Source organism: Rhodococcus sp. OAS809 (assembly GCF_040546695.1).
Classification (GTDB): domain Bacteria; phylum Actinomycetota; class Actinomycetes; order Mycobacteriales; family Mycobacteriaceae; genus Rhodococcus_F; species Rhodococcus_F qingshengii.
In genome coordinates, this window is sequence record NZ_JBEPOI010000002.1 from 3,056,505 (window position 1) to 3,080,767 (window position 24,263).

24 protein-coding genes and 1 pseudogene are annotated in these 24,263 nt (G+C 61.0%); 16 read left to right on the forward strand and 9 right to left on the reverse strand.

Going from position 1 to position 24,263, the window contains the following annotated elements:
- Positions 1-399: 399 nt before the first annotated feature.
- The 11 genes and pseudogenes from ABIE52_RS17240 to ABIE52_RS17290 form a co-directional block, all read left to right on the forward strand.
- Positions 400-1,209 (forward strand): MlaE family ABC transporter permease, encoded by an 810-nt coding sequence (locus tag ABIE52_RS17240; RefSeq protein WP_003945485.1) that lies wholly within the window; start codon positions 400-402, stop codon positions 1,207-1,209.
- A complete protein-coding gene (locus ABIE52_RS17245) occupies positions 1,209-2,066 on the forward strand; it encodes an MlaE family ABC transporter permease (protein ID WP_003945491.1) in 858 nt (285 codons plus the stop codon). Before ABIE52_RS17240 ends, ABIE52_RS17245 begins: the two co-directional genes overlap by 1 nt.
- 3 nt (positions 2,067-2,069) lie before the next feature.
- Entirely contained in the window at positions 2,070-3,293 is a 1,224-nt protein-coding gene (locus ABIE52_RS17250) for an MCE family protein (RefSeq protein WP_192711942.1), read from the forward strand.
- Positions 3,290-4,321 carry an MCE family protein gene (locus ABIE52_RS17255; protein ID WP_042449469.1) on the forward strand — a complete coding sequence of 344 codons (1,032 nt, stop codon included), beginning with the start codon at positions 3,290-3,292 and terminating at the stop codon, positions 4,319-4,321. The genes ABIE52_RS17250 and ABIE52_RS17255 overlap by 4 nt, the downstream gene beginning before the upstream one ends.
- Entirely contained in the window at positions 4,321-5,376 is a 1,056-nt protein-coding gene (locus tag ABIE52_RS17260) for an MCE family protein (protein WP_192712138.1), read from the forward strand. Before ABIE52_RS17255 ends, ABIE52_RS17260 begins: the two co-directional genes overlap by 1 nt.
- Entirely contained in the window at positions 5,373-6,470 is a 1,098-nt protein-coding gene (locus tag ABIE52_RS17265; RefSeq protein WP_003945762.1) for an MCE family protein, read from the forward strand. The genes ABIE52_RS17260 and ABIE52_RS17265 overlap by 4 nt, the downstream gene beginning before the upstream one ends.
- The gene (locus ABIE52_RS17270; protein WP_042920457.1) at positions 6,467-7,531 is read left to right on the forward strand and encodes an MCE family protein; all 1,065 of its coding nucleotides are present in this window, start codon (positions 6,467-6,469) and stop codon (positions 7,529-7,531) included. Before ABIE52_RS17265 ends, ABIE52_RS17270 begins: the two co-directional genes overlap by 4 nt.
- Positions 7,528-8,748 (forward strand): MlaD family protein, encoded by a 1,221-nt coding sequence (locus tag ABIE52_RS17275; RefSeq protein WP_192711941.1) that lies wholly within the window; start codon positions 7,528-7,530, stop codon positions 8,746-8,748. Before ABIE52_RS17270 ends, ABIE52_RS17275 begins: the two co-directional genes overlap by 4 nt.
- Positions 8,735-9,292: a hypothetical protein gene (locus ABIE52_RS17280; RefSeq protein WP_047269603.1), complete on the forward strand. Its 558-nt coding sequence runs from the start codon at positions 8,735-8,737 to the stop codon at positions 9,290-9,292. The genes ABIE52_RS17275 and ABIE52_RS17280 overlap by 14 nt, the downstream gene beginning before the upstream one ends.
- A 24-nt stretch (positions 9,293-9,316) precedes the next feature.
- Positions 9,317-10,222 (forward strand): oxygenase MpaB family protein, encoded by a 906-nt coding sequence (locus ABIE52_RS17285; protein ID WP_003945519.1) that lies wholly within the window; start codon positions 9,317-9,319, stop codon positions 10,220-10,222.
- Positions 10,223-10,706: 484 nt separating this feature from the next.
- Positions 10,707-11,033: pseudogene (locus ABIE52_RS17290) on the forward strand (transglycosylase family protein); the annotation flags it as partial.
- Between the two features lie 368 nt (positions 11,034-11,401).
- Here ABIE52_RS17290 and ABIE52_RS17295 read toward each other — a convergent pair.
- A complete protein-coding gene (locus ABIE52_RS17295; protein ID WP_192711940.1) occupies positions 11,402-11,893 on the reverse strand; it encodes an NUDIX domain-containing protein in 492 nt (163 codons plus the stop codon).
- A 101-nt stretch (positions 11,894-11,994) separates the two neighbouring features.
- Entirely contained in the window at positions 11,995-12,582 is a 588-nt protein-coding gene (locus ABIE52_RS17300; RefSeq protein WP_154100282.1) for an SMI1/KNR4 family protein, read from the reverse strand.
- An 89-nt stretch (positions 12,583-12,671) separates the two neighbouring features.
- Here ABIE52_RS17300 and ABIE52_RS17305 point away from each other — a divergent pair, with 89 nt between their 5' ends.
- A complete protein-coding gene (locus tag ABIE52_RS17305; RefSeq protein WP_058227638.1) occupies positions 12,672-13,628 on the forward strand; it encodes an SMI1/KNR4 family protein in 957 nt (318 codons plus the stop codon).
- Between the two features lie 235 nt (positions 13,629-13,863).
- Here the strand turns inward: ABIE52_RS17305 and ABIE52_RS17310 are convergent, their stop codons facing one another.
- Positions 13,864-15,285, reverse strand: a complete 1,422-nt coding sequence (locus tag ABIE52_RS17310) for an alpha/beta hydrolase (protein ID WP_058227639.1) — start codon at positions 15,283-15,285, stop codon at positions 13,864-13,866.
- A gap of 5 nt (positions 15,286-15,290) precedes the next feature.
- On the reverse strand, positions 15,291-15,563 hold the full coding sequence (locus ABIE52_RS17315) for a DUF2277 domain-containing protein (protein ID WP_003945457.1): 273 nt from the start codon (positions 15,561-15,563) through the stop codon (positions 15,291-15,293).
- Positions 15,564-15,695: 132 nt separating this feature from the next.
- Between ABIE52_RS17315 and ABIE52_RS17320 the strand changes: the two genes are divergently transcribed.
- Together ABIE52_RS17320 and ABIE52_RS17325 are read left to right on the forward strand one after the other, a co-directional pair.
- On the forward strand, positions 15,696-16,574 hold the full coding sequence (locus tag ABIE52_RS17320; RefSeq protein ID WP_192711939.1) for a bile acid:sodium symporter family protein: 879 nt from the start codon (positions 15,696-15,698) through the stop codon (positions 16,572-16,574).
- An 82-nt stretch (positions 16,575-16,656) separates the two neighbouring features.
- Positions 16,657-17,667, forward strand: coding sequence for an ABC transporter substrate-binding protein (locus ABIE52_RS17325; RefSeq protein ID WP_256520365.1), 1,011 nt, complete (start codon positions 16,657-16,659; stop codon positions 17,665-17,667).
- 47 nt (positions 17,668-17,714) lie between these two features.
- On the opposite strand, the gene ABIE52_RS17330 is transcribed toward ABIE52_RS17325, so the two are convergent.
- Positions 17,715-18,302, reverse strand: coding sequence for a TetR/AcrR family transcriptional regulator (locus ABIE52_RS17330; RefSeq protein ID WP_003945528.1), 588 nt, complete (start codon positions 18,300-18,302; stop codon positions 17,715-17,717).
- 96 nt (positions 18,303-18,398) lie between these two features.
- Between ABIE52_RS17330 and ABIE52_RS17335 the strand changes: the two genes are divergently transcribed.
- Together ABIE52_RS17335 and ABIE52_RS17340 are read left to right on the forward strand one after the other, a co-directional pair.
- Positions 18,399-19,799: a cytochrome P450 gene (locus tag ABIE52_RS17335; RefSeq protein ID WP_192711938.1), complete on the forward strand. Its 1,401-nt coding sequence runs from the start codon at positions 18,399-18,401 to the stop codon at positions 19,797-19,799.
- Positions 19,800-19,896: 97 nt separating this feature from the next.
- Entirely contained in the window at positions 19,897-20,214 is a 318-nt protein-coding gene (locus ABIE52_RS17340) for a DUF4333 domain-containing protein (RefSeq protein ID WP_020906277.1), read from the forward strand.
- A gap of 54 nt (positions 20,215-20,268) precedes the next feature.
- Here the strand turns inward: ABIE52_RS17340 and ABIE52_RS17345 are convergent, their stop codons facing one another.
- The 4 genes from ABIE52_RS17345 to ABIE52_RS17360 form a co-directional block, all read right to left on the reverse strand.
- On the reverse strand, positions 20,269-21,417 hold the full coding sequence (locus ABIE52_RS17345; protein ID WP_003945727.1) for an acetyl-CoA C-acetyltransferase: 1,149 nt from the start codon (positions 21,415-21,417) through the stop codon (positions 20,269-20,271).
- A gap of 11 nt (positions 21,418-21,428) precedes the next feature.
- Positions 21,429-22,100 carry a TetR/AcrR family transcriptional regulator gene (locus tag ABIE52_RS17350; protein WP_003945807.1) on the reverse strand — a complete coding sequence of 224 codons (672 nt, stop codon included), beginning with the start codon at positions 22,098-22,100 and terminating at the stop codon, positions 21,429-21,431.
- 76 nt (positions 22,101-22,176) lie between these two features.
- On the reverse strand, positions 22,177-22,989 hold the full coding sequence (locus tag ABIE52_RS17355; protein WP_003945582.1) for an SDR family oxidoreductase: 813 nt from the start codon (positions 22,987-22,989) through the stop codon (positions 22,177-22,179).
- Positions 22,989-24,218 carry an acyl-CoA dehydrogenase family protein gene (locus ABIE52_RS17360; protein WP_007734188.1) on the reverse strand — a complete coding sequence of 410 codons (1,230 nt, stop codon included), beginning with the start codon at positions 24,216-24,218 and terminating at the stop codon, positions 22,989-22,991. Before ABIE52_RS17360 ends, ABIE52_RS17355 begins: the two co-directional genes overlap by 1 nt.
- Between the last annotated feature and the right edge of the window lie 45 nt (positions 24,219-24,263).

A 24,263-nucleotide genomic window follows, 5' to 3' on the forward strand; every position in this document is an offset into this window, starting at 1 on the left:
ACACGGCCTTTGATCAGAACACACCACTCGCCATTCGCCACCTCCCCCGTTGCTTCCACCGAGAATCTTCGTTAACAAAACGTTGCCTGTGGCCACCAGCAGTGGGTAGGGTCACCGCTCGAAGCATCCAGCCCGCATCCACGAAGCAATCCGACTGACAGATTCGGAATATTCGTAAACATAAACAGGATGTCGATATGAACAGTTCCGATATCTCCACGTCAATGAAGGAAACTCGGTCAACAGGGCTGACAGTTCGACGAGAATTTCGGTTCACATAATGCTTGCTTGGACACATATATGTGTGAGATGCTTCACAGGCAGTTCGCTCGACCGCCAGCGCTCGAACAGTTCGAACTCCGTGCCGAACACTGTTGATCTGCAAAGGAATTCAATTAGATGACGTACGAGCTGCCAGCCGCGAAGGGCCCGGTGCGAGACGTAGCGTTACAGGGGGGCTATCTGATCGGATTCTCGGTTCAGGCACTCTTCGGCCTGTTCACGGCAATCCTGCGCAGACGACTCTCATTGCACGAGACGGTTACTCAGACCCTGTTCATCGGTCGCGTCAGCACCGGCCCGTCGCTGCTTCTCATGATTCCGATCGGTGTATTCATCGCCGTCTCGGTCGGTGAACTGGCCGGCCGGATCGGAGCCGGTGGATATTCCGGAGCTGTCGTAGCTTTCATCATCGTCGGTCAGGCCGCGGCGCTGGTGTGCGCGTTGATGATGGCCGGTGTCGCAGGATCGGCGATCTGCACGGATTTGGGTTCACGAAAGATCCGGGAAGAGATCGACGCGATGGAAGTGATGGGCATCGACGTGATCGAGCGCCTCGTCGCACCGAGATTGGTTGCGGCAGTGATCGTCTCCCTTGCACTGTGTTCGATGGTCACCTTCGGCGGTGTGATCGCGTGCTACCTGTACCACATCTACGTCCAGCATCTTCCGGCCGGAACGTTCATGGCAACGTTCAGTCAGTACGGGCGATCTTCCGACTTCGTCATGGCTTTGGTGAAGGCTGCGGTCTTCGGCATCGCTTCGACTTTGGTCGCCACCTTCAAAGGTCTACATGCAAAAGGTGGCCCACGCGGCGTTGCCGACGCAGTCAACGAGGCCGTGGTCATCGCGTTCGCGCTCGTCTTCATCGTGAACACAGTGTTGTCCGCGCTCTACACCGTAATCGTCCCGGCAGTCGGTGAATTCTGATGTCGCTCGTCGATCTCCGTGTTCGAGCACGTCAAGCGAGCAGACCCCTGCGAACCGCGGGCGACGGCCTCGTCTCCCTCGGTCAGCACGTCACTTTCTACGTCCGCACTATCGCATCGATCCCCTTTGCGCTCACCAAGTACCGCAAGCATGTACTCGGTCAGATCAGCGAGGTCAGCTTCGGCACGAATTCCTTGTTGTCCGGCGGCGGCACCATCGGGATCGTCTTCGCGATGTCGCTGGCCGCGGCGATGATGTTGGGCGTCGAGACCCACCGGGGCCTCGAGCTTGTCGGGATGACCTCGCTCTCCGGCATGCTGTCCGCGGTTGCCAACACCCGTGAACTGGCCCCTGTTGTCGTCGCGATCGCGTTGGCCGCCAAGGTCGGAACGGGTTTCACCGCCCAGATCGGGGCCATGCGTATCTCCGACGAAATCGACGCGCTGGACTCGATGGCGATCCGATCGATCCCCTTCCTCGCGGGTACCCGGGTGATCGCTGCCATGATCTGTGTCATCCCGATCTACATGATCGGACTCCTGGCCAGTTACCTCTCGACCCGACTGGTCGTCGTGTTCTTCAACGGCGCATCGGCAGGTACTTACGACTACTTCTTCCATCTGGCGATCTCTCCGCAGGATCTCCTGTACTCGGGTCTCAAGGCCGTGGTGTTCGCCGCTGTTGTCGCGCTGGTTCACTGCGCGTACGGCTACTATGCCTCCGGTGGTCCGGCCGGCGTCGGGCAAGCGGCCGGGCGCGCGCTCCGGACTGCGATCCTCGCGATCGGAATCCTCGACGTACTGATGACTTTCGCGCTGTGGGGCCTCGTGCCCCAGATCCCGGGAATGGGGGTCTGAGCCGTGGACAGACTCACTACACGCACGAAGATCGTGTACGCCCTTCGCGGCGCGATCGCCATAGTCGTAGCCGTCGCCGCCGCCGTGACAATGGTTCTACGCGGTTCGGGAAATCTCGAGCAGAGCACCGACATCTTCGTCGCTGTTCCAGCCACAGCCGGTCTCATCAGCGGTGAAGCTCCGGTTCGGTACCACGGCGTCAACGTCGGCCGAATCGGCGAAATCGAATCAGGAACCGCCGAATCCGTTGTGCAGTTGCAGATTCAGACCGATGACGCGTCGAAGATTCCCGCTGACGTGGTGGCTCGCGTTGTTCCACGCACGTTCTTCGGCGACATCTATATGCAGCTCGTGGACAGTCCGAATGAGCAGGGCCAGACGACTCTGGCGGACGGAGACGAGATCCACATGGACGACGGTCCCGAAGCCGTTGCGCTCTACGACGTGTACACCAAGTTGGTGGGCGTCCTCACTGCGATGCAGCCCGAGAAGTTGCAGACAGCCCTGACTGCGCTGGGCCAGGCGCTCGACGGAAACGGAGCCGAGATCGGAGCCACGATAGACAATCTCAGTGCCGCGTCCGGCGTACTGACACCCGCCGCACACCAATTCCTCGAATCGACACCCGAATTCAAGTCGGTCGTCGACGCGTTGGACCGTGCGACCCCCGACATTCTCGATACCTTGGCAGCCGCCACAACCGTCTCGAACGACATGGTCGCCAACAGAGCGAATCTCGAGTCCTCGATCGGCGCGGCCGCAGTCTTCGCCGCTACCGTCGACGATTTTGTCGGGGCGAACAACCGAAACATCATCACTGTGATCGATTCCGCCGGAAAGATACTCGCAACCACCGCGGCCAATCCCGGAGGACTGCGTTCCACCCTCGCGAATGCCAGTACGTTCGGCGCCGCGGGCGCTCGGGTCTTCGCCACCGGAAAGTTCGACATCACAGCAGTTGCCACGTTCGCCGAACCGCTCCCATACACGGGTGATGATTGCCCGCAGTACGGTGACTCGCGCGGAGCACAGTGTTCGGGCTCCAACCTGACGCCTGAACAACCCGTCAGTGCCCCGGTCGTGGGCGGCGTAGCCGAAGCGGCCACCCTGCGGTACCTCGAAGATCAACTACTGGGCGGATCGCCGGAACCCTCGGATACCCCCAACCCGGCAACAACACTGATGTTGGGGCCGATGGTCAGAGGTAACGAGGTGACCGTCCCGTGAAGGTCCGTCCTGGCCAGGTAATTCGGTTGTCACTCTTCTGTCTCACCGGCGTCGCCTGCGCGTCGTTCGTGGCGAACACGTTGTCGGTCCCGGTTCGCGGAAGCACCGATTCGTACTCGTTCGAGTTCACCGACGTCGAAGGACTCAACCCGGGCAACCCGGTCACCATGTCGGGTGTGCGTATCGGCCGCGTGGACTCGGTTGCGTTCGCCGACAACGGAGGCGGGACGAGCAAGGCGATCGTCGACGTCGAAATCGAGTCGCGATATTCCCTCGAGTCGGATGTCCGTGCCGCCGTGCGCTACGGCGACATGCTCGGTGCTCGATATCTGGCACTGACGCAGGACGACAGCGCAACAACGGTATCCGCACGACAGCTCGAACCAGGTGACACGATACCGCTGGCGCAGACAACACCGCCGATCAACTTGACGGCCCTGATGAACGGGTTCAAACCGTTGTTCGCCGCGCTGCAGCCCGAGCAGGTCAACACGCTCACGCGAAGTTTTGTCGAAACCTTCAACGGCCAGGGCCAGGCAATGACCACCCTGCTCGACCAGATCGCGACCATGAGTTCCGGCCTGGTCGACCGTCAGGACGTCTTCGCGCAACTACTCACGAACATGAACACTCTTCTCACCTCCGTCGACGAGCGTCAACCCGAATTGGTCGGTCTGTTGGACGGTTTGAACGATCTGAGTACTTCCGTCGTCGGGCAGAACGATCAACTGGTCTCGCTCTTGGATCAGGGAAACCGCACTGTCTCGTCGTTGGCTCAGATCATGGCCGGGTCGAACGGCGCATTCGGTCAGACCGTGCAACAACTCGAAAGTGTCACCGGGAGTTGGATTGCGAGCACCGACGAGTTCAACAGACTTCTCGTCAACCTTCCCCAGTTCGCCGACGCCGCCAACCGGATCGGAAGTTACGGAAGTTTCATCAGCCTGTATCTGTGCAATTTCACTCTGAAGGCAGGCGACATGGAAGCCAACATCTTCGGTCCGACACACTCGCCGGTGTGCTCATGATGTTCCTGGTCAAGCTGATCGACGTGTTCGTCGGCATCATGCTCTTCCTGTTCAAAGGGGATCGCCGTCGCAGCGGTAGCGGCACCGCTCTCGCCCTGGGCAGTCTCGGAATCTTCGTTCTGGTGGTGGGACTCGGCGCCGCCTTGGGCATTCCGAAGCTCTGGTACAACGTACGCACGTCGGCATACACAGCCGAGTTAGCCAATGCCAGCGGGCTTTCCGACACCGATCCGGTTTACGTGGCCGGGGTTCCCGCGGGCCGAGTGGATTCGATCGACCTTGCCGGCGACCACGTCGTCGTCAACTTCCGCTTGGACAAGGACCAGCCTTTGGGAAACCAGAGCACGGCGACGGTCAGGCTCAAGACGGTCCTCGGCAAGCGCTACCTGGAGATCGTGCCGGCCGGAGTGGTCGACGACTCCGAGGCGCGGGTCATCCCGCTCTCCCGCACAACCGTGCCGTACAGCCTCGACGACGTCAGCAGTGATGCCACCACTGCGGCAACAGGCGTCGACCTACAGGCGATGGAGTCCATGATGAACACCCTTTCGCAGGTGATTCCCACTGATTCCGATCAGGTGGGCCGGGCTCTGGCCGGAATCAGCGGCGCCTCGGCGGCTTTCGCGCAGAACAGTGAACAGATCGACCAGATTCTCATCATGTCTCGTGAGCTGTCGGACATGGCTGCGGCACAAACCGATTCGATCGTCGGTACTGCGGCCAAGGCTCAGACGATCGTTCGAACTCTTGCGATGCGCAAGGACGCACTGACTCAGCTGGTCGACAACCTGACAATCATCATCTCGAAGCTCTCCACCACTTTCGTCGATCGTCAGGACGAGTTCGGAGCCATGACCGACAACCTCGTCGCGGTCACCACCACGCTGAAGAACAACGCAGATCAGATCGACCTGCTGTTGACTCGTCTTCCTTCCGCGCTGCGTTCGGTCACCGATTCAACCGGCACCGGCAATTGGACCGACGTCAACGCGCCGGCGGCCGTGATCCCGGACAATCTGCTCTGCGCGTTCGGCATCATGGAGGGCTGCAAGTGAATACACGAAAAGCCGTCACGGCCATGCTGGTAGTGACCTTGGCGATCGCCCTGCCCGGTTGGTACATATTCGGACGAACAGATCAGTCCAAGACCGTCTACGCCGATTTCAGCTACGTCGGCGGAATCTACGAGGGAAGCAAGGTCACCGTCCTCGGAGTCGGCGTCGGGACGGTCACGTCGGTGGAACCTCGCGGAACTTCTGTTCGAGTAGCGATGTCGATGCCCGACTCCGTGGACCTGCCCGCCGACGCCTCGGCCTATGTCCTCAATCCATCGGTGATCAGCGATCGACACATCGAACTCGGCCCGGCGTACACCGGCGGAGAGACACTGAAAGACGGCGACCAGATTCCGATCGAACGTGCCCACTCCCCCATAGATTTCGACGGCTTGATGGGAAGCGTCAGCACTTTGGCCGACGCATTTGCCGGGGATGGGGGCAATCTCGGCGATCTCGTGAGCCGCGGCGCCGCCGGGTGGCAGGGCCAGGGCGATCAATTCAACACCGCAATTCGCAACCTCAGCACGGCAACCGGAGTTGTCGGCGCTCGGTCGGAAGACATCGGTGCCCTTGTCGACAATCTCAACACTTTGATGAATGCTCTGGACGCACGGCAGGTCAGCCTCGACGAACTTGTCGGCGACCTCGGCGTCCTGGGTGATCAATGGGCGAGCCAGAACATGGACATCTCACAGCCTCTGCAGGATCTGCAGGTGGTCTTCGACCAGTTGAACAGTTTCATGACAACTCACGGCGATGATGTCGGTGCCATAGCCGACAACGTGCGAGTTCTCGGTGACACTCTGGCTGCCAAAGAACCCGGCCTCGCCGAGTTCATGGACCTGGTGCCGTTGATGATGCAGAACCTCTCCCAGACAATCGGTCCTGATCAGCGCGGGCGCATTCGGCTCAACGTCTCGACTGCATTGACTCAGTTCGCGGTGGCGAAACCGCTGTGCGACACCTACAAGTTGCCGATCTGCACCGGAGCCGGGTTCACGAATCCGATTTCCTTCCCCCTCAGCACTTCTGATCCGCTCGGCATCGCCTCCGCGATTTCCGGCGGAGCCGTCCCCGGAGGTGGCAATTGACGCGGCAATCAGTTCGAATAATCGCCGGTATCGCGATCATCGGTGTGGGTTCTGCGGCCGTGTTCGCCTTCGGCGGCTGTAGCGCAGGCATTCAAGACCTACCCCTCGGTCGTTCGGCCGACGGTGACGCGTACAACGTGGCGCTGCAGCTGGCCGGCGCCGACGGCCTGGTGTTGGGAGCAGACGTCCGCAGCGGCCAGAAAGTCATCGGTCGAGTATCCGCGCTGTCAGCCGATGTCGTCGGAGCCGATGTGACTCTGAGTCTGGACGCCGCGACGCCATTGCCCGACAACGTCGAAGCTTCCGTCGAACTCCCGTCCGCACTTGGCAATCCGTTCATCAGACTCTTGGTGCCGGAAGTTCCGTCCGGCTCCACGCTCAGCGACGGAGACACAATTCCGGAGTCTCGCACCGAGATCGGTCCGCAGGTCGAAAGTGCGCTTGCCACCCTCGGCACGGTTCTGACCGGAAGCGGCATCGACCAACTCGATACCGTGGTGCGCGAGCTGAACACCGCGTTTTCCGGGCGCTCCGGTGAAGTTCGTTCTCTGACCGAGACCCTCACCTCGCTCATGGCAGAGGCAAGCAGTCACCGCAGCGAGTTCGACGAGGCCGTCGACCTCGCTGCCCGGGTCTCCTCCCAACTGGCCGGCCAACGCGTAGTTGTCGACAACTACCTCGATTCCGTTCCACAGGTGGTGTCGATTCTCGTGGGACAGAAGGATCAGATTGCGAGCCTGTTGAACTCGACCGTTCAGCTCGCCACCAACGCAAACACCATTCTCGACTCGTCTCCCAACGGCCTCGACGCGATGCTGCACGATGCGTCGACCGTTGTCGGGACTCTGGATTCGTTCAACTCGGAGATCGGCCAGACGCTGACGAACATGAACGGGTTGCTCGAAAACTTCACCGGTGCAGTGCAGGGTGACTACCTCGTTTTCGACGGCGCCCTGGATATTCCGGGAACGATCGACAAGCTCTGGAGCGGCGGTATGGCCGGTCAATCGATCGCACCAGCGGGAACTCTCACCGATCTACTTCAGGGAGGTCCGCGTTGAGTCGCCTTGCGCTTGTTCAACTTGTCCTGTTCGCTCTGATCGCTGCTGTGGTCATCCCTTTCGGGATCGTCTACGTGGTCGGCCCTCAGGGTTTCGGGGGTCAAATCCGGCTGCACGCCAACATGTCCGACGCCTTCGGACTGACCAAGGGCACGGTCGTCACGTATCGCGGCGTACAGGTGGGGAAAGTGAGTGAAGTCGAACTCGACGCAGGCACCCGCACGGCTCGGGTGGAACTCTCACTCAACGACAACACCGAGATACCTACCGACAGCGTCGCCAAGGTGACGATGGGGACCGCAGCCGGAATTCAGAATGTCGACATCTACCCCAACACAGACCACGGCCCGTATCTTAGGGACGGCGACGAGATCGCCATGCCCGCGGATCAGCAACCGGTCCAGATGAGCCAGTTGATGCTTCAGGCGTCCGGTGTCTTGGAAGGGATTGATCCACAAGCGATCAGCGACATCGGGACCGAGCTGGGGAATTCGTTCAACGGGCTCGGCCCGAGCTTGGCGACGATGATCGACAACGGTGGGACCATGTCGGGGCAGTTGAACGACCAGTCGGCCGAACTCGCTGCGCTGCTGTCGCGAACCTCCACGTTGGTGGACTCCATGGCGACACAATCGGATTCGTTCGTCCGGGGAATGGCAGCTGCCAAGAACTTCACCGAACAACTCGAATCCAATGCGCCGGTGCTGATCTACCTCACCGATCATTCGCCCGCCGCCCTGAACAGCGCTCAACAGTTGTTCGACAAGTACCACAACACTTTCGGAGCGGTCCTGGCCAATCTCGTCACTGTCGCACCGATCATCTCCGACCGCACAGAGGCCCTGGAAACCGGACTTGTCACGATTCCTGAAGGTCTCGCCAAACTGGCATCCATCGTCAAAGGCGATCGCGCCGACTTTGCCTTGGTTGCGACCCAGGGGCCGGTCTGCAACTACGACACCCCTCGGCGTGAGGTCGGCGATCTGTCTCCCACCAGTCCGAGTCTGGCGATGTACTGTCCCCCCGCCGACGACCTCGTCCAACGCGGAGCACAGAATGCTCCGCGTCCGAACGACCTCGGTTTGCAGAACTCGACCGTCCCGGGCACTCCGATCGGACCGCCCGTCGTCGCAGATCCGATTCTCGTCCCGACCGGAGTCGACGCCCTGAACTACTGGAGATTGATGTTGGAAGGACTGGGAAATGGCACACGGTGACAACGCACTACTCGACGAGACAGAAGCCGAGGTGGCCGAACATCCGACTTCTCCGTCGCTACTTCACCGCCTGAAGGAGCCACGCAACGCATTGATCTCACTAATGGCGGTAGCGCTGGTCGCAGCATTGGCGGTGCTCGGATTCCAGATGTACTCGGCGAATCAGGAAGACACGCTGCGGCAGGAGGCTTTGGACACCGCACGGGATTACTCAACCATCATGTCCTCCTTCGATTATCAGAACCTCGATGTCAACAAGGACACCATCGCCTCGATGTCGACCGACGAGTTTGCCGGCACCTACCGAACGATGGTGGATTCCCTGAGGGAAGTCGTTGCCGGGGGCCAAGGCCAGGCGAGCGCGACGGCGACAGACGTCGGCATCGGATCACTGGACGATTCGTCGGCCAAGGTGCTCGTGTTCGTCGACCAACAAGCCAAGAATGTCGCAGCGCCAGAGGGAAACACACAGAAGTACCGCATGGTCGTGTCCCTGGTCCGCTCGGGCGACCGGTGGCTCGTGAGCAACGTCGAGACCAAGTAACTCACCACACGCGGAGGAAGATCCATGCCCACTCACTACCTGGATTCGGAAAAGTCCGAGTCGTCGCTTCGCACCGATCAGACACGCATCACCATCACGGCCGAGCGTAGACGGTGGGCACGTAAGCCCGCACACATCACCGACGCACTCGATTTCTGGTCGTTCGCCGGAGCCGCTGCCAACGTCATCCTGCAACTCGGTTGGCCCGAGGTGGCGTACGGCGTCATGGAGAGCAAGGTCGAATCGGGTGCTCTGACAGCGCATCCGTGGAAGCGTGCACGAACCACGACGCAGTACCTGACGGTCGCGATCCTGGGTGACGAGGAAGAGCGAAAGGCTTACCGCGAGGCCGTGAACTCGGTGCACCGACATGTGAAGTCGGATTCAAACAGCCCGGTCAAGTACAACGCCTTCAATCGCGAACTCCAATTATGGGTTGCTGCATGCCTGTTCATCGGTTTCGAAGACAGTCATCAGTTGCTGCACGGCAAGATGTCCGAAGAACAGGCGGAGTCGTTCTACAAGTCCGCGTCAACTTTGGGAACGACGCTGCAGGTCACCGAAGAGATGTGGCCGGCCACACGTGCCGACTTCGAGCGCTACTGGAACCTCGGTTGCGAACGCGTCGTCATCGACGAACGCACCAAGCAGTACCTGATCGACTTGGTCAACCTACAGATGATCGCGTGGCCGATACGCCTGGTGTTCCGAAACTTGTTGCGGTTCCTGACGGTCGGATTCCTTCCACCGATCTACCGCGACCAACTCGATCTCGAGTGGACCGAAGACGACCGCCGCCGGTTCGAACACCTCTTCATTTTCGTGTCGTTCGTCAACAGGTTCATCCCACGCTCCGTTCGTCAGGCCGGCAACACCATTCAGATGCGCGACATTCGCCGCCGGATCAAGGCGAGCAAGAATCTCGTCTGAGCCAGCGGCGCGTTATTCGTTGTCAATTCTGCTGCCCTACAGGTAAATCGGGCCGGTCGGTCGACAACAGATCACGGCTGGACATGGGTTCCAGCACGACTGGAAACCGGGTCGAAAAGCCGACAAACCGGGCTGATCGAGTGTCACATTCGCCGCATATCGACGCCGTCGAGGCACGTTTCAGGTGACTTACATCACATTTTATCTCGTTTATGTAACGCCGGGAGAGGTGGCATATCGCCATGCGACCTGGGAAAACACTCTTTGATGCATTTCTGTTGCACAAACATGTGTCGACACGCCGACCCGTGACCAATCCGTAATCATCTCTTATGGTTGGTGACAGCCCGATCAACCGGGCATTACCGAATCGCCACCGCCCGTCCCACCCCGCGGTTCGGACTCGACAACATTCCTAGTGGTGGGAGCGGAGCTGAGACGGTCACCGTCCTCCGTCGGCGGGACTCGAGAGGATTTACCGAAAATGACCAAGACCACCGTTACCCGTGCACTTGCCTCTGTCGCCGCAGCCGGAGCCCTCGCGGCCGGAGCCCTCGGACTGAGCGCAGGCACCGCATCCGCAGCCACCCACGACTGGTCGGGTGTCGCAGAATGCGAATCTTCGGGCAACTGGGCCGCGAACACCGGAAACGGCTACTACGGCGGACTCCAGTTCAGCCAGAGCACGTGGGAGGCCTACGGCGGAGCGGGCAGCGCCGCCAACGCCAGCCAGGCAGAACAGGTCCGCGTTGCTGAAAACGTCCTTGCCGGTCAGGGCGCCGGCGCGTGGCCGGTGTGCGGACAGTACCTCCGCTGACCCCAGTTCGAGTAGTGCGTCACTGCCCGGTGTTCGTCGAGAATTCGACGAACACCGGGCAGTGTTGTATACCGATACCTATTTCCCACCACCACTACTGTTGAAAGATGTTACAGCGGTGCGTGATCCGTCGGGATGCCGTGGAGCGAGCGAGGTATATCGACTCGCCTTCCGATCCCCCATCATCCCTCGAAGAGCCATCCACAATTTTTGGGCCGTCCTTGCCAACCGGTTGTGAGAACTGACCGGCGCAGCCGTAGAAGCGTACGGGATGGGGTCCTTACGCACGTAGTGCTCCATAACCCCAGCGTAGCCGTGTTTCGATGCCGAAATGTTCGTTTTCAATCGCTACCTCGCATCCCTCACGGCGACCGAACAAATCGATCCGGCGCACTCGATGGCCCATCCTTGACCAGGCGTGCAAATCGTTCGGGTAAATCGCGTGGCCCGAACACTTCTCGACCATTGTGTGACAGAAGGCGGTCAACACTCCACCACTCGAAGTGCTCGACCAGCTCGGCGGCCAGCGCTTCGCGCCCCAACGACCCGCAGGGCTCGAATGCGGTCGCCACCGGCACGAGGAAGTAGTCGCTGATCGCACCACCCCAACCCGGCAATATCGCCGGATCACGGATCTCCTCATGCCACACATGGGTGGCTGCGCCGTAGTCGCGCAAGCCGATCTCCTCGTCCAATTCGCGCGCGAGCGCCTCGGACGGGGTTTCGTCTCCTTCCAAGCCTCCGCCCGGAGGACACCAGACCGTCAGCCCGCCCCCGGGCGCGATGAGTCGGTAAAGCAGAAGACGGGACTGGTCGTCAACGACCAACCCCCTGGCCGAATGCCTCAGACGCATGGGTGCCACTGTAAACCCGGCTCGCGCCCTGGAACGGTGGATGTGCAGTGCTCACATCAGTATTCAATCACCGTCACGCTCCACGCTCGTAAGTCGTGAGCCTAGGGCAAATCCCAACTCAACCAGCCCTGGTCGACACTCGGAATCCAACCGCCGCATGGCTGTCCGTGCTCCAACGCAAAAACGACGTCCTCCAATAGCGCGGCGACGGAGGGCCAGGTTGTCCCTTGGTCGGCGCTGTCTCCGAGGAATTCGCGTACACATCCGCTTGCTTGACCGGTCCGCGTATCGACGAACAAGAGATCGCCCCGAATGTTGGCAGCTATGGGAATGTATGCCGCCAAGAAGGTGTCAGCCACCGTTCCCGCTGGCTGATCAGGCAAAGCGATGCCACCGGCGGCTGTTGTCGTCTCTCCCCACTCTGTCGTCATCGATTCCCACACAGACGCGACACGATCCAAAGGCAACGGTTGAAACTCCGGAAATATCAGGGCCGAGTGCCCTCCGTCGGGGTTTCCGTTCTGCAAACCGAACCACGTCCGTAGCTCGGCCGGCCACGTCCTGCCCGTAAATGTTTCCACGGATTTCAGGACGTCCACTGGCGCGGGCGGGTCGATAGCGGCAGCCGTTACCGGGGCTTCCCGCTGACACCAACCGTTGAGTCTGCGCCAGTGCTCTTCAACGCTCATGAATGCACGCTATCCCGGCCTCACGGATCCATGACATCTGACGGCCGCGTTCGATCTCGCAGCGGGATTTCTGTCGATAGATTCGAACCATGACTCTTACCGACGCATGGCTCGCCTTCATGGAGGTACTCCGCGACCGTGCACCGGTCACCGCCGCTGCGGTACGTCCGCCTCGGACTCGGTCCGATCGGGAAACCGCCGAACGCGTCACTAATCCATGGCCGGAGGACCTACGCGAGTTCTTCGCCCTGCATGACGGCCAACCCTTCCGCTCCGACGACAACCAGTTCGTCGGCGAAGCCCTACCAGGAGTGGAACTGCTTTCACTCGACCATGTGGTTTCCACGCACAGACGTTGCCGTGAACAATTGCATCCTATCGACTACCTCGGACCCGACTGGCCCATCACCGTTCGAGCACAACACGCAGGTGAAACTGCAGAGATGTTCCTCCCTACCTACATTCCGTTCGCCGAGGACGGAGCCGGTGATTTTCTCTATGTCGATACCCGAGGTGGCCTACACCACGGCTGCATCCGCTATTTCGCCGCCGAAGCCGCCGACGAAGGCGGCTCCCTTTTCGGCTCTCTGGCCGACTACGTGGATTCGGTTCGTCGAAGTATCGAGTCAGGATCCGAGCACTCGTACTTGATGCCGACAGTCACTGACGGCGTGCTGGTCTGGGACGTCGACTTTTCGGATCAGCCGATCCCACATCCCCAGCCGAGCCCGATACCGCTGCACCTGCCGTTTCCGCTGAAGGACTTTCAGCCTTCGCTGGTCAATTCAGATGACGACCTCATCGACCTCGACGCCGTCCGCAAATCTGTCCTCGACACTGCGCAGTCCCTCCACCCCGGTTCGCATGTGCAGGGCGGCGAGGCGATATTTCCGCAGGTCCCGCGCCAGCGCGGGGTGACCGTGAACTCCTACGTCCAGATAGACGGAGTGCCCAGATTTTACCTGACGATCGTCACGGGAGTCGAGAACAACGTCATCGTCTACGAAATGCCTCCAGGAGGATTCGAATTCATAGTCGACGACTGACTTCTCTTGGTAAGTAAGGAGATTCCATGTCAGCGAGACTTTGCTGAGTTGACCTAAATGATCGGCACTTGTCCCCCGTTGTTGCGCCCATTTGATCCAGGCGCGCCGTTCCGGGTCGTCAGGGGACGCCTAAAGTACGGCGAGCGACGCCGATGTGGTCGGGGTCGGGGTATCGGACAGATCTCTATACACGAAATAGTTCCAGTCGATTCATGCGGTCGCTCAGGTGGCACGATCAATCAATAACAGCACGCTCCGGCAGTCCGGCAACCACAACCGCGAGGTTGTATCCCGACATCCGCAGTTCTCCGTTGTCCCCTGTCCTCGCGTACTCCGCATGCCCGAACGCCCGCTCGTGTTTCACTCCATCCGGGGTGATCCCCTCGGCCGTGGACAACCGATGGAACTCGGTGCGCGTCGGATCGCCACCGAAACGGCCGAACCCCGCGATACTGTCGCCTTCCGCTTTCATGACGTAGACGTGCCGGTCGGCGATACCAAGGTCCGACTCCACCTTGGCTCGCACCCCGGGTGAACCGTAGAACACCACGTCGTCGACCGCTGCGCTTGCCCCGCGTTGCAGCGCAAGAGAAGTCGCGAGGGATCCGTAGGAGTGGCCCAACGCGGTGATATGGACTCCGTCGTTGACCGACGCGGCACGAAGACCGTGAAAGAAGCTACCCAATGCGTCGGCGGCTATGCCGGCCTTGGACGATCGACTGACGTCGAAGCTGGCCCGACCGATGTCGAACTTTCCCGGCCCGATCACCTGTGGCGCGTCGTATCCGATCCAGGCGATGGTGGCCACGCTTTCCTTTCGGCCGGCCAGTTCGAGTTGCCGCATCGCCTCGGCTCGTAATCGCGTTGCCTCGCCGACCATTCCGCGCATCGAGTCCTTGACGTTGGTGTTCAGTCCGGGAATCGTCACGGAGATGTGATCCGCTGTGTCCGGATCACCGATCGCAATTGCAGCGAAGCCGCGTTCGCCCGAGCGCATGTCCATGAGCAGTAACCGTCGATCAGGTTCGGCGCGAAACAACTCGTCGAGCGCGTCCAGATCCTCGAGTTTGCGTTCGGCGTACCACTGGCCCGCCCCGGTGTTACTCAGTCTGCCGCCGAAGAACTCGCGGTGAAGTTCTTGCGAGATTCGGACTGAATCATCTTGCAGCCGTGCTCGTTCCGATTGAATTCGATCGAGGTTGGCCGGGCTGCGAATCGCAGCAGGAATGCCGTCGAGGTTGGCGATCAGGCCTGGTGCATGACGCAACATCTGACGCTGCCGATCAGGGCTGAACGCTCGCCACTCCTCCCCCACACGCACAGCTTTGTCACGGAGGTCGGTGCCGACCTGAGACCGCAGAGACAACGCATGATGAAGATCCGCGCTGACCAGCAGTGCCTCACCGATCAGTTCTCGAACTGCGACCTCGAGCAACTGGGCGTGCACGTGGAGCGGGTGACCGTCGGCGATGGGCGCAACAGCAGAGACGGTCCCATCCTGACGAATATGCAAGTCGTCGGCGACGGCCTCTTTGCGCAGCGTATCCAGCCGTCGACGGATGTCTCGAACGCGGTGAGCGACCAGAACGCCTTCCAACCCAGCAGACAGTTGATCCAAGGCTTCGACGTCCCATACGTCGATATCTGTGAGATCCACTCGGGTCAGGACGAACGAGCAGCGATCCGGGCCTGTACTTCCGGGCGACGCAACGGAGGGACGGTCTGAGGTGGCTGTCTGCGAGGCGGCAACGCACTGAGCAGGCGCGTCGTCGTTTCGGTCACCTCACGCACCGCCTGTTCGAAGGCGTCTCGGTTCGCGTCGGACACCTTGGCTATTCCGCTCACCTTACGTACGTATTGGCGAGAGGCCGCCTCGATCTCCTCCGGCGTAGCAGCGGGCTCGAGTCCACGAAGTTCAGTGATGTTTCGGCACATAATTCGACGATAACCCTGCTCACCGACGCCGTCACGGTTCGATACATCAATGTATCCAAACTGCCACGCAGATCCGGGCATCACGGTAGTTTCAGTGAAATTCCCCCAGTGACTGGAAGTAGCCACTAACTCATGGACTCTGCACTCACCTCCGTCGGCCTACCCGCCGCACTCGCCATCATCATGTTCGGCCTCGGGCTTTCCTTGACGGTCGGAGATTTTGCCCGCGTGGCAAAAGCGCCGAAAGCCGTCTCGATTGCCCTGATCTGTCAGTTGTTGTTGCTCCCGGCCGCGGCCTTCGGTCTGGTCACGTTGTTCGACCTCGACCCACTGCTCGCCGTCGGCATGATGCTCCTCGCCGCATCACCGGGCGGCACCACGGCAAACCTGTTCAGCCATCTGTTCCGCGGCGATGTCGCTCTCAATGTGACACTCACTGCGGTCAATTCGGTGATAGCGGTGGTCACCCTTCCGCTCATCACCAACTTCGCGTTGGGCTACTTCGAACCCGGGGACGCGGACGGCACCCTCGGACTGCAGTTCACGAAGGTACTTCAGGTCTTTGCCGTCGTACTGATTCCTGTCGCCCTCGGAATGTGGGTTCGATTGCGCTCGAGCGCCTTTGCCGAGCGCATGGACAAGCCCGTCCGCATCGGATCCGCGGTGGTTCTGGCACTGGTGATCGTCGGAACGGTTGTTTCCGAGCGCGAGAACATCGCGGACTATCTCGTCGACATCGGCGTCGTCGCTGCCTTGTTCTGCCTACTGAGCCTCTCGATCGGTTACGTCGTTCCCCGGATATTCGGCATCGAGGATCGTCAGGCCATCGCCAGTTCCATGGAAATCGGCATCCACAACAGCACGTTGGCGATCACCATCGCCGTCAGTCTCCTCGACAACGTGCAATTGGCAGTGCCGGCCGCGGTGTACGGCGTTCTGATGTTCCCGCTCGCTGCAGCCTTCGGCGCCGCCATCACCCGAAAGTCACGGACCATGGCCGAAATCGACTAATATCAGGCGGTTTTCGATATAGGTGATCTGGTATCGCCAACCCTACGATCGATACGGACTCAGACCGAAGGGTATCGAAAAAATGCTGACCAACACACCTACCGTGCCGGACGAACGCGTCTGGCAAGAGCTAGTCGACGCACTTACCCGTCGCCAATTCGGCATCGGAGCCGGGATGGCAGCAGTCGCAACTATTCTGTCGTCCTGCAGTTCCAGCGACGGTTCAGGTACCGATGATGACGCTCAAATGCGCACCGTCACCACGCCGTTGGGGACCTACGACATACCTACCAACCCGAAGCGGGTCTTGGCCGTCGACGCCCGAACCGACCTCGAGCTCGCCATTGCCCTGGAACTACCGGTGTTCGGATACAACATCTCGCCCGTCACCAAGTGGGTTCCTGCCGACGGCTCGGCCGAATACCTCAGCGACAAGCCCAATCTGGAGCAGATCCTCGGACTCGCACCCGATCTCATCATCTGCGTCAACGCCGACAACGAGTACTGGCCCGCTGCAAAGCTCCAAGCCATCGCTCCTGTCCTGACGACCGAATCGAAGCAGACGTGGCGGGAGAACCTGACCCGGCTCTCCGATTGGCTGGGCCGAACACCCACCATGGATCGCCTGATCACCGATTACGACGCTCTGATCACCGACATTCGCACTCGACACGCTTCGGCGATCGCGGGCAAAACCGTCGCAAGCTTGTCCTACAGTCCGGACAAGGCCACGATCTACATCGACAGCCTGCCCGTGTCGGAGGAAACGGGTAAGAAGAATCGTCAACCCACCGACATGACGCTCGCCGATATCGGCGGAAGAACATTGAGCACAACCGGTTTCGATAATCAGGGACGACTGAGCATCGAAGAGATGGATCGTCTGCAAGACTGCGACGCGTTCATGGTTTCTGTCACCGACAGCAGTGACACCACCTTCGATCAACTCTCGGACAACAAGTTGTGGCAACGACTTCCGGCTGTGCAGGCCGGGAACGTCACCGTTCTGCAAGGAAGTACGTACTACGGGTCCATCTACACCAACATGTACGTCGCCAAGGGCTGGGACGATCTCTATTCGACGCTCGACTGATCAGCCTTGTCCGTGGAAATGCCGGCCGCTCCCGCGCGGTCGGCTTTTCACGTTTCGAGGTCGATGCCCAACGCTCCGGAGAGGGTCCGCAGACAGATCACTCTCAACTCTTCCTGCGGTATGGAAGGTTGATCGAGCCAGTCGAGGCAGACAGCTCGGACGAACGCGATCCATCCCCGAACTGCAACGGCAGCGAGCTGTCTTCTTTCGCCCTCGAATCCCAGTGCATCGAGGATTCGAATCTGCTGCTGTTCGAGTTCGCGCTCGACAATCGCCCGGATACCGGCCTCGGCCGAGAGCGTCCCGACGTTGATGGCGCGCACTCCCCTGCTGTGCGACTTCACGTACGCGAAGTAGGCGTCCAACCCGGCTGCCACCTGTTCGCGCACCGGTAGCGTCGCATCGGGTGCGGTCACCTCGAGCAGGTGCTGCGATTCGCGCTCGACGATTGCGGCGAAGAAGTCTCGCTTGGTCGGAAAATAGTGGTACATCAACCCGCGCGAGACGCCCGCAATCTCGGCGACCTCTTCGATCCACACGTCCTCGTACGAGCGATCGGCAAAAAGTTGCGCGCCGATGTCGAGCAACTGCGTGCGCCGCTGCTCTCGGTCCAGGCGTTTTCGTGGTGCGACCATAGGCAAGTCAGATTACTACTTGACACCGATTCAGTAAGGCGTACTTTGCGTACTAGACATCAATTCAGTAAGCGATCTCACCCCGGGGGACACACAATGAGCGTCGACACCACTCCAGAGGCGACGACCGATGCTCGGATCCCGCATCCGGCGTGGCGCCTGCCGGTCCTCGGGGACGTTCTCGGGATCAATATCCGGACACCGCTGCAGAACTCCGTGAGCATCGGCCGCGAACTCGGCCCGATCTTCGAGAGAAATGTCCTGGGAAATCGCTTCGTCTTCACCTCGGGCGCGGACATGGTGGCAGAACTGTCCGACGAGTCCCGGTTCGCGAAGCACCTTGCACCTGGAGTCAAAGCACTCCGCGGAATCGGCGGCGACGGCCTGTTCACGGCGTACAACCACGAACCCAACTGGGGCAAGGCGCACAATCTCCTGGCACCGGCGTTCAGCCAGACTGCGATGCGCTCGTACCACCGCACCATGCTCGACGTGGCCGGCGAGTTGGTCGACCATTGGGACAGTCGTGAAAGTGACTCCCCCATCGACGTCTCCGCAGACATGACCAAGCTGACGCTGGAGACCATCGGACGCACTGGATTCAGCTACTCATTCGACTCCTTCGAACGTGAAGAACAGCATCCGTTCGTCAAGGCAATGGTCGGCGCACTCTCCCATTCGCAGCGCACGACGTTCCTGAAGTCGACCGCCCTCGGGCGAGTGCTCGCACGTCGCGCCGATCAACGTGACGAGGTCCGCAAGGCGTACATGGCCGAGGTTGTGGACGAAGTGATCCGTGCCCGGCGGACAAGCACCGAACCGGGGCCCGAAGATCTTCTCGAACTGATGCTGCGGGCGGCACGCGAAAACGATCCCAACCGTATCGACGAACTGAACATCCGCCATCAGGTCGTGACCTTCCTCGTCGCCGGACACGAAACGACCTCCGGCGCATTGTCGTTCGCGCTGTACTACCTGTCACGAAACCCTGACGTGCTGGCCACGGCGCAAGCCGAGGTCGACAAGGTATGGGAGGGCGAGGAGCCCGCCTTCGAGAAGATCGCGAAACTTCGATACGTACGACGCGTCCTCGACGAATCATTGCGTCTGTGGCCGACGGCTCCCGCCTACGGCCGCGCGGCGCTCGAAGACACGACGCTCGTCGGCAAGTATCCGATGAAGAAGGGCGATTGGATGCTCGTGCTCATCCCGTCACTTCATCGTGATCCGGTGTGGGGCAACGATCCCGAGGCGTTCGATCCGGATCGCTTCCTGCCTGCCAACATCAAAGCCAGGCCGGCGCACGTGTACAAGCCATTCGGAACGGGTGAACGCGCCTGCATCGGAAGACAATTCGCCATTCACGAAGCGGTCCTCGTGTTGGGCACCATCTTGCAGAAATACACGATCGAGGCCGATCCGGACTACGAGTTGAAGGTAGCCGAACGGCTCACCCTGATGCCCGAAGGCTTCAACTTGACGGTCCGCCGACGCTGACCTCGCAAAACTGCGTCGCGCAACTCGGTTGAACAGTCCCGAATGCGGTAATCCCTGAGGTGGCAGCAGCGAGCACCGGCGCACCCTGGGAGTTCACATGACAAAGAGGCCTGCAGTGGGAATCGTCTTGCTCTCGGCGGCATTGGCCACGGGAGCTTGCTCGGCAAGCGTCGGGACGCCGCAAGTGGACAAGTCCGAAGTCGCAAGTCAGATCTCCACTCAACTAGCCGAGAAGATCGGCGAGCCACCCGACGACGTGACGTGTCCGGAGAACCTCGACGCCGAAGTCGGCGCATCGATCACGTGCATCCTGACCGAGCAGGGCACCGAATACGACGTCACAGCTACCGTGACCAGCGTTGACGGTGAAAGTGCGAACTTCGACATCAAGGTTGCGGATGTGCCGAACAACTAACTGCTGTGCGCCTTTATTAACCGCCGGCGGTTAATAAAGGCGCACAGCAAGGCGTCAGAGACGCTCGATAATCGTCGCGTTCGCGGTGCCGCCACCTTCACAGATGGTCAGCAGGCCATAACGACCGCCGGTGCGCTCGAGTTCGTTGAGCAGGGTTGCCATCAGCTTGGTGCCGGTCGCGCCGAGCGGGTGACCGAGTGCGATCGCGCCGCCGTTGACGTTGACCTTGGCCGGATCTGCGCCGATCTCCTTGATCCAGGCCAGGACGACCGGGGCAAAAGCTTCGTTGATCTCGACGATGTCGATGTCCTCGATGCTCAGGCCGGCCTTCGCGAGAGCATGCTTCGTGGCCGGGATCGGCGCACTGAGCATGAAGATCGGGTCGTCGCCGCGTGCGCTGAGGTGATGAATCCGGGCGCGGGGCTTGAGGTTGTACTTCTCCACCGCTTCCGCCGACGCCAGCAGCAGCGCACTCGCACCGTCGGAGATCTGGCTGGCCACTGCTGCGGTCATGCGTCCGTCTTCGACGAGAACCTTGAGCGTCGCCATCTTTTCGAGGCTGGTCTCGCGGGGTCCTTCGTCGACGGTCGCGTCGCCCATGGCAACGATCTCGTTGTCGAAGCGACCTGCGGCGATTGCAGCCTTGGCGCGCTCATGGCTCTGCAGGGCCCACTTCTCGAGCTCTTCGCGGCTGATGTCCCACTTCTCGGCGATCATTTCGGCGCCCTTGAACTGCGAGACCTCTTGGTCACCGTAGCGCTCGGTCCAACCGACCGAACCCGAAGTCGGCGTGTCGAATCCGTACTGCTGACCGACGATCATCGCTGCCGAGATCGGGATCTGGCTCATGTTCTGAACGCCGCCGGCAACGATCAGATCCGCGGTGCCCGACAGGATGGCCTGAGCGCCGAAGTGCACTGCCTGCTGGCTCGAACCGCACTGACGGTCGACGGTCACCCCGGGAACGTGCTCCGGGAATCCCGCTGCGAGCCAGGACATACGGGCGATGTTGCCGGCCTGGCCGCCGATGGCGTCGACGCAACCGAAGATCACGTCGTCGACGTCACTGGGGTCGATACCGGTGCGCTCGACCAGTGCCTTGACGACGTGCGCACCGAGATCGATGGGGTGCACGCCGGACAGCGCGCCGCCCCTCTTGCCGATCGGTGTGCGAATGGCGTCGACGATGTAAACCTCGGACATAGCGTTAGCTCCTAGTTTCGTTGTGCTGCAATAGTTCTTGAAGTTGATTCAGCAATAGCGTCTGAAGTTGTGGCCGGATCGGAGAGCCCGTCGAGCACGATCGCGAGATATTGAGCCGCGACGGCGTGCGCCGAGAGGGATCCACCCGGGCGGTACCAGCGAACCGCGACCCACACGGTGTCGCGCATGAAGCGGAAGACCAATTCGACGTCGATGTCGGAGCGGAAGGTCCCGTCCGCGACGCCGGCTTCGAGGACGCCGACCCACAGGTCCCGGAATTCGGTGTTGCGCTCGGCCAGGTAAGCGAAGCGCTCGTTCCCGACGAGGTGCTTGACCTCGTCCTGGTAGATCGCCACAGCCGAATGTGAGGCGTCGATGGCCTCGTACGACGTCACGACCAGTGCTTCGAGCGTCGCGCGACTGTCCAACCCCGCCGCGACGATCTCGCGGTATTTTCCGAAGAGTTCGTCGAGGAACTGGTGCAGGATTTCGTCGACCATCGACTCCTTGGAATCGAAATGGTGATACAGGCTGCCGGACAGGATCCCGGCGGCGTCGGCGATGTCGCGGACGGTCGTCGCGCGCACTCCGCGATCGGCGAAGAGCCCCGCCGCGATCTCGAGCAGCTCGTCGCGGCGCCCGGACTTGCCGTTTGATTCGTCGGAATTTCGAGGTGGCGTCATGTATTCAATCCTATCCAGGGCCTTCCCCTGTGCGCGGTCAGCGAGTCCAGGGACTCCTTAACCGCGCACGGGGACGCTAGGCCCTCTGCGAAGAAACGGAGACGATCTCGCCGGTCATGTAGGTGGAGTAATCGCTGGCGAGCATCGCGATGACCGTTGCGATCTCCCAGACCTCCGCGGCGCGGCCGTAGGCCTCACCGGAAGCCAACTGGTCGAGCAGTTCCTCACTGGTGACCTTCGCCAGGAACGCGTGACGCGCAATGGAAGGCGAGACCGCGTTGATACGGACTCCGTACTCCGCTGCTTCGATGGCGCTGCACCGAGTCAGCGCCATGACGCCGGCCTTGGCTGCGGCGTAGTGCGCCTGGGAATGCTGCGCGCGCCAACCGAGAACGGACGCGTTGTTCACCAGAACACCGCCGTGGGGAACGCTCTTGAAGTACCGCAGGGCGGCGCGCGTCGAACGGAAGGTGCTGTTGAGGGTGATGTCGAGAACGCGATCCCACTGATCGTCCGTCATGTCGACGACGGGAGTTTCACCGCCAAGGCCCGCGTTGTTGACGACGATGTCGATACGTCCCAACTTCTCGGCGGCGCCGACGAACAACGCGTCGACCTGCTCGGTGCTCGATACATCGCAGATGATCGATTCGACCTGCTGACCGGGGAATTCGGCCTTCAGCTTCTCCACCGTCTCGCCGAGTCGACGCTCGTGGAAGTCGGAGACGAGAACGTCGCCGCCCTCGAGAAGCACCCTGCGCGCAGTGGAGAAACCGATGCCGGTTCCGGCTGCGGCGGTGATGATCGCCTTCTTGCCCGCGAGCAGTCCGTGGCCCGGGGTTTCCTCCGGCGCAACGGAAAGCGGGGACGCGGCTTTGGTGTCAGACATTAACGGGCCTCTCGGGGAAGACCGAGCACGCGCTCGGAAATGATGTTGCGCTGAATTTCGTTGGAGCCGCCGTAAATCGTGTCGGCGCGGGTGAAGAGGAAGAGGCGTTGCCATTCGTCGAGCTCGAGGTGCTCGGGATCGGTGATGTCCGAGGCATTGCCTTCGGAATCCGCCCACGGTGCAACCAACGACGACGCACCCTGCACGTCCATCGCCAGCTGTCCCAGATCACGATGCCAGTTGGCCCACAACAGTTTTGCGACGGACGCTTCTCCGCCACCGGTTCCGGCGTCGACCGCGTCGAGAGTGCGCATCGCGTGGGCGCGCATCACGCGCAGTCCGACCCACGCGCGGGCGATCTTTTCGCGAATGTGCGGATCCTGGTCACTGCCATTGGCTTTCGCCAGGTCGACGACGCCTTGGAGCTCGCGGGCAAATCCGATCTGCTGTCCGAGCGTCGATACACCGCGCTCGAAGGTGAGCAGCCCCATCGCGATCTTCCAGCCCTCGCCGGGTTCCCCGACCACCAGATCGGCATCGGTGACGGCGTCGTCGAAGAAGACCTCGTTGAACTCCGATGTGCCGGTGAGCTGCTGAATGGGCCGAACTGTCACACCGGGCTGATCCAACGGGACAAGCAGGAAGCTCAACCCCTGGTGACGCTTGGAGCCCACCTCGGTGCGGCAGACCACGAAGCACCACTGCGCGACGTGAGCCAGTGAGGTCCACACCTTCTGGCCGTTGATGATCCACTTGCCGTCTTCGAGGCGTGCGGTCGTGGAGACGTTCGCGAGGTCGGAACCGGCGCCGGGCTCGGAGTAGCCCTGCGACCACAGTTCACTGACCGTGTTGATGCCAGGAAGGAATCGGCGCTTCTGCTCGTCGGTGCCGTACGCGATCAGCGTCGGGCCGAGCAGCTCTTCACCGATGTGGCTGACGCGAGCGGGCGCACCGGCCTTCGCGTACTCCTGATGGAAGATGACCTGCTGGGAGATGCTTGCTCCCCGCCCGCCGAACTCCTTCGGCCACCCGAGGCACGTCCACCCCGACGCTGCGAGGTGCTTGTCCCACTCGAGTCGTTGCTCGAAGAACTCGTGCTCACTGCCGGGGCCGCCCTTACCCTTGAGCTGGGCGAATTTGCCCGTCAAGTTCTCGGCCAACCACTGCGCGACCGTGGCCGCAAACTCGTCGTCCGTCATCTGCCCGTCCGGGCTCTCGCTCTGGTCCACATATGTAAGATAACCTACCAAGCACTTGCTAGGTAGCGTGTCAGG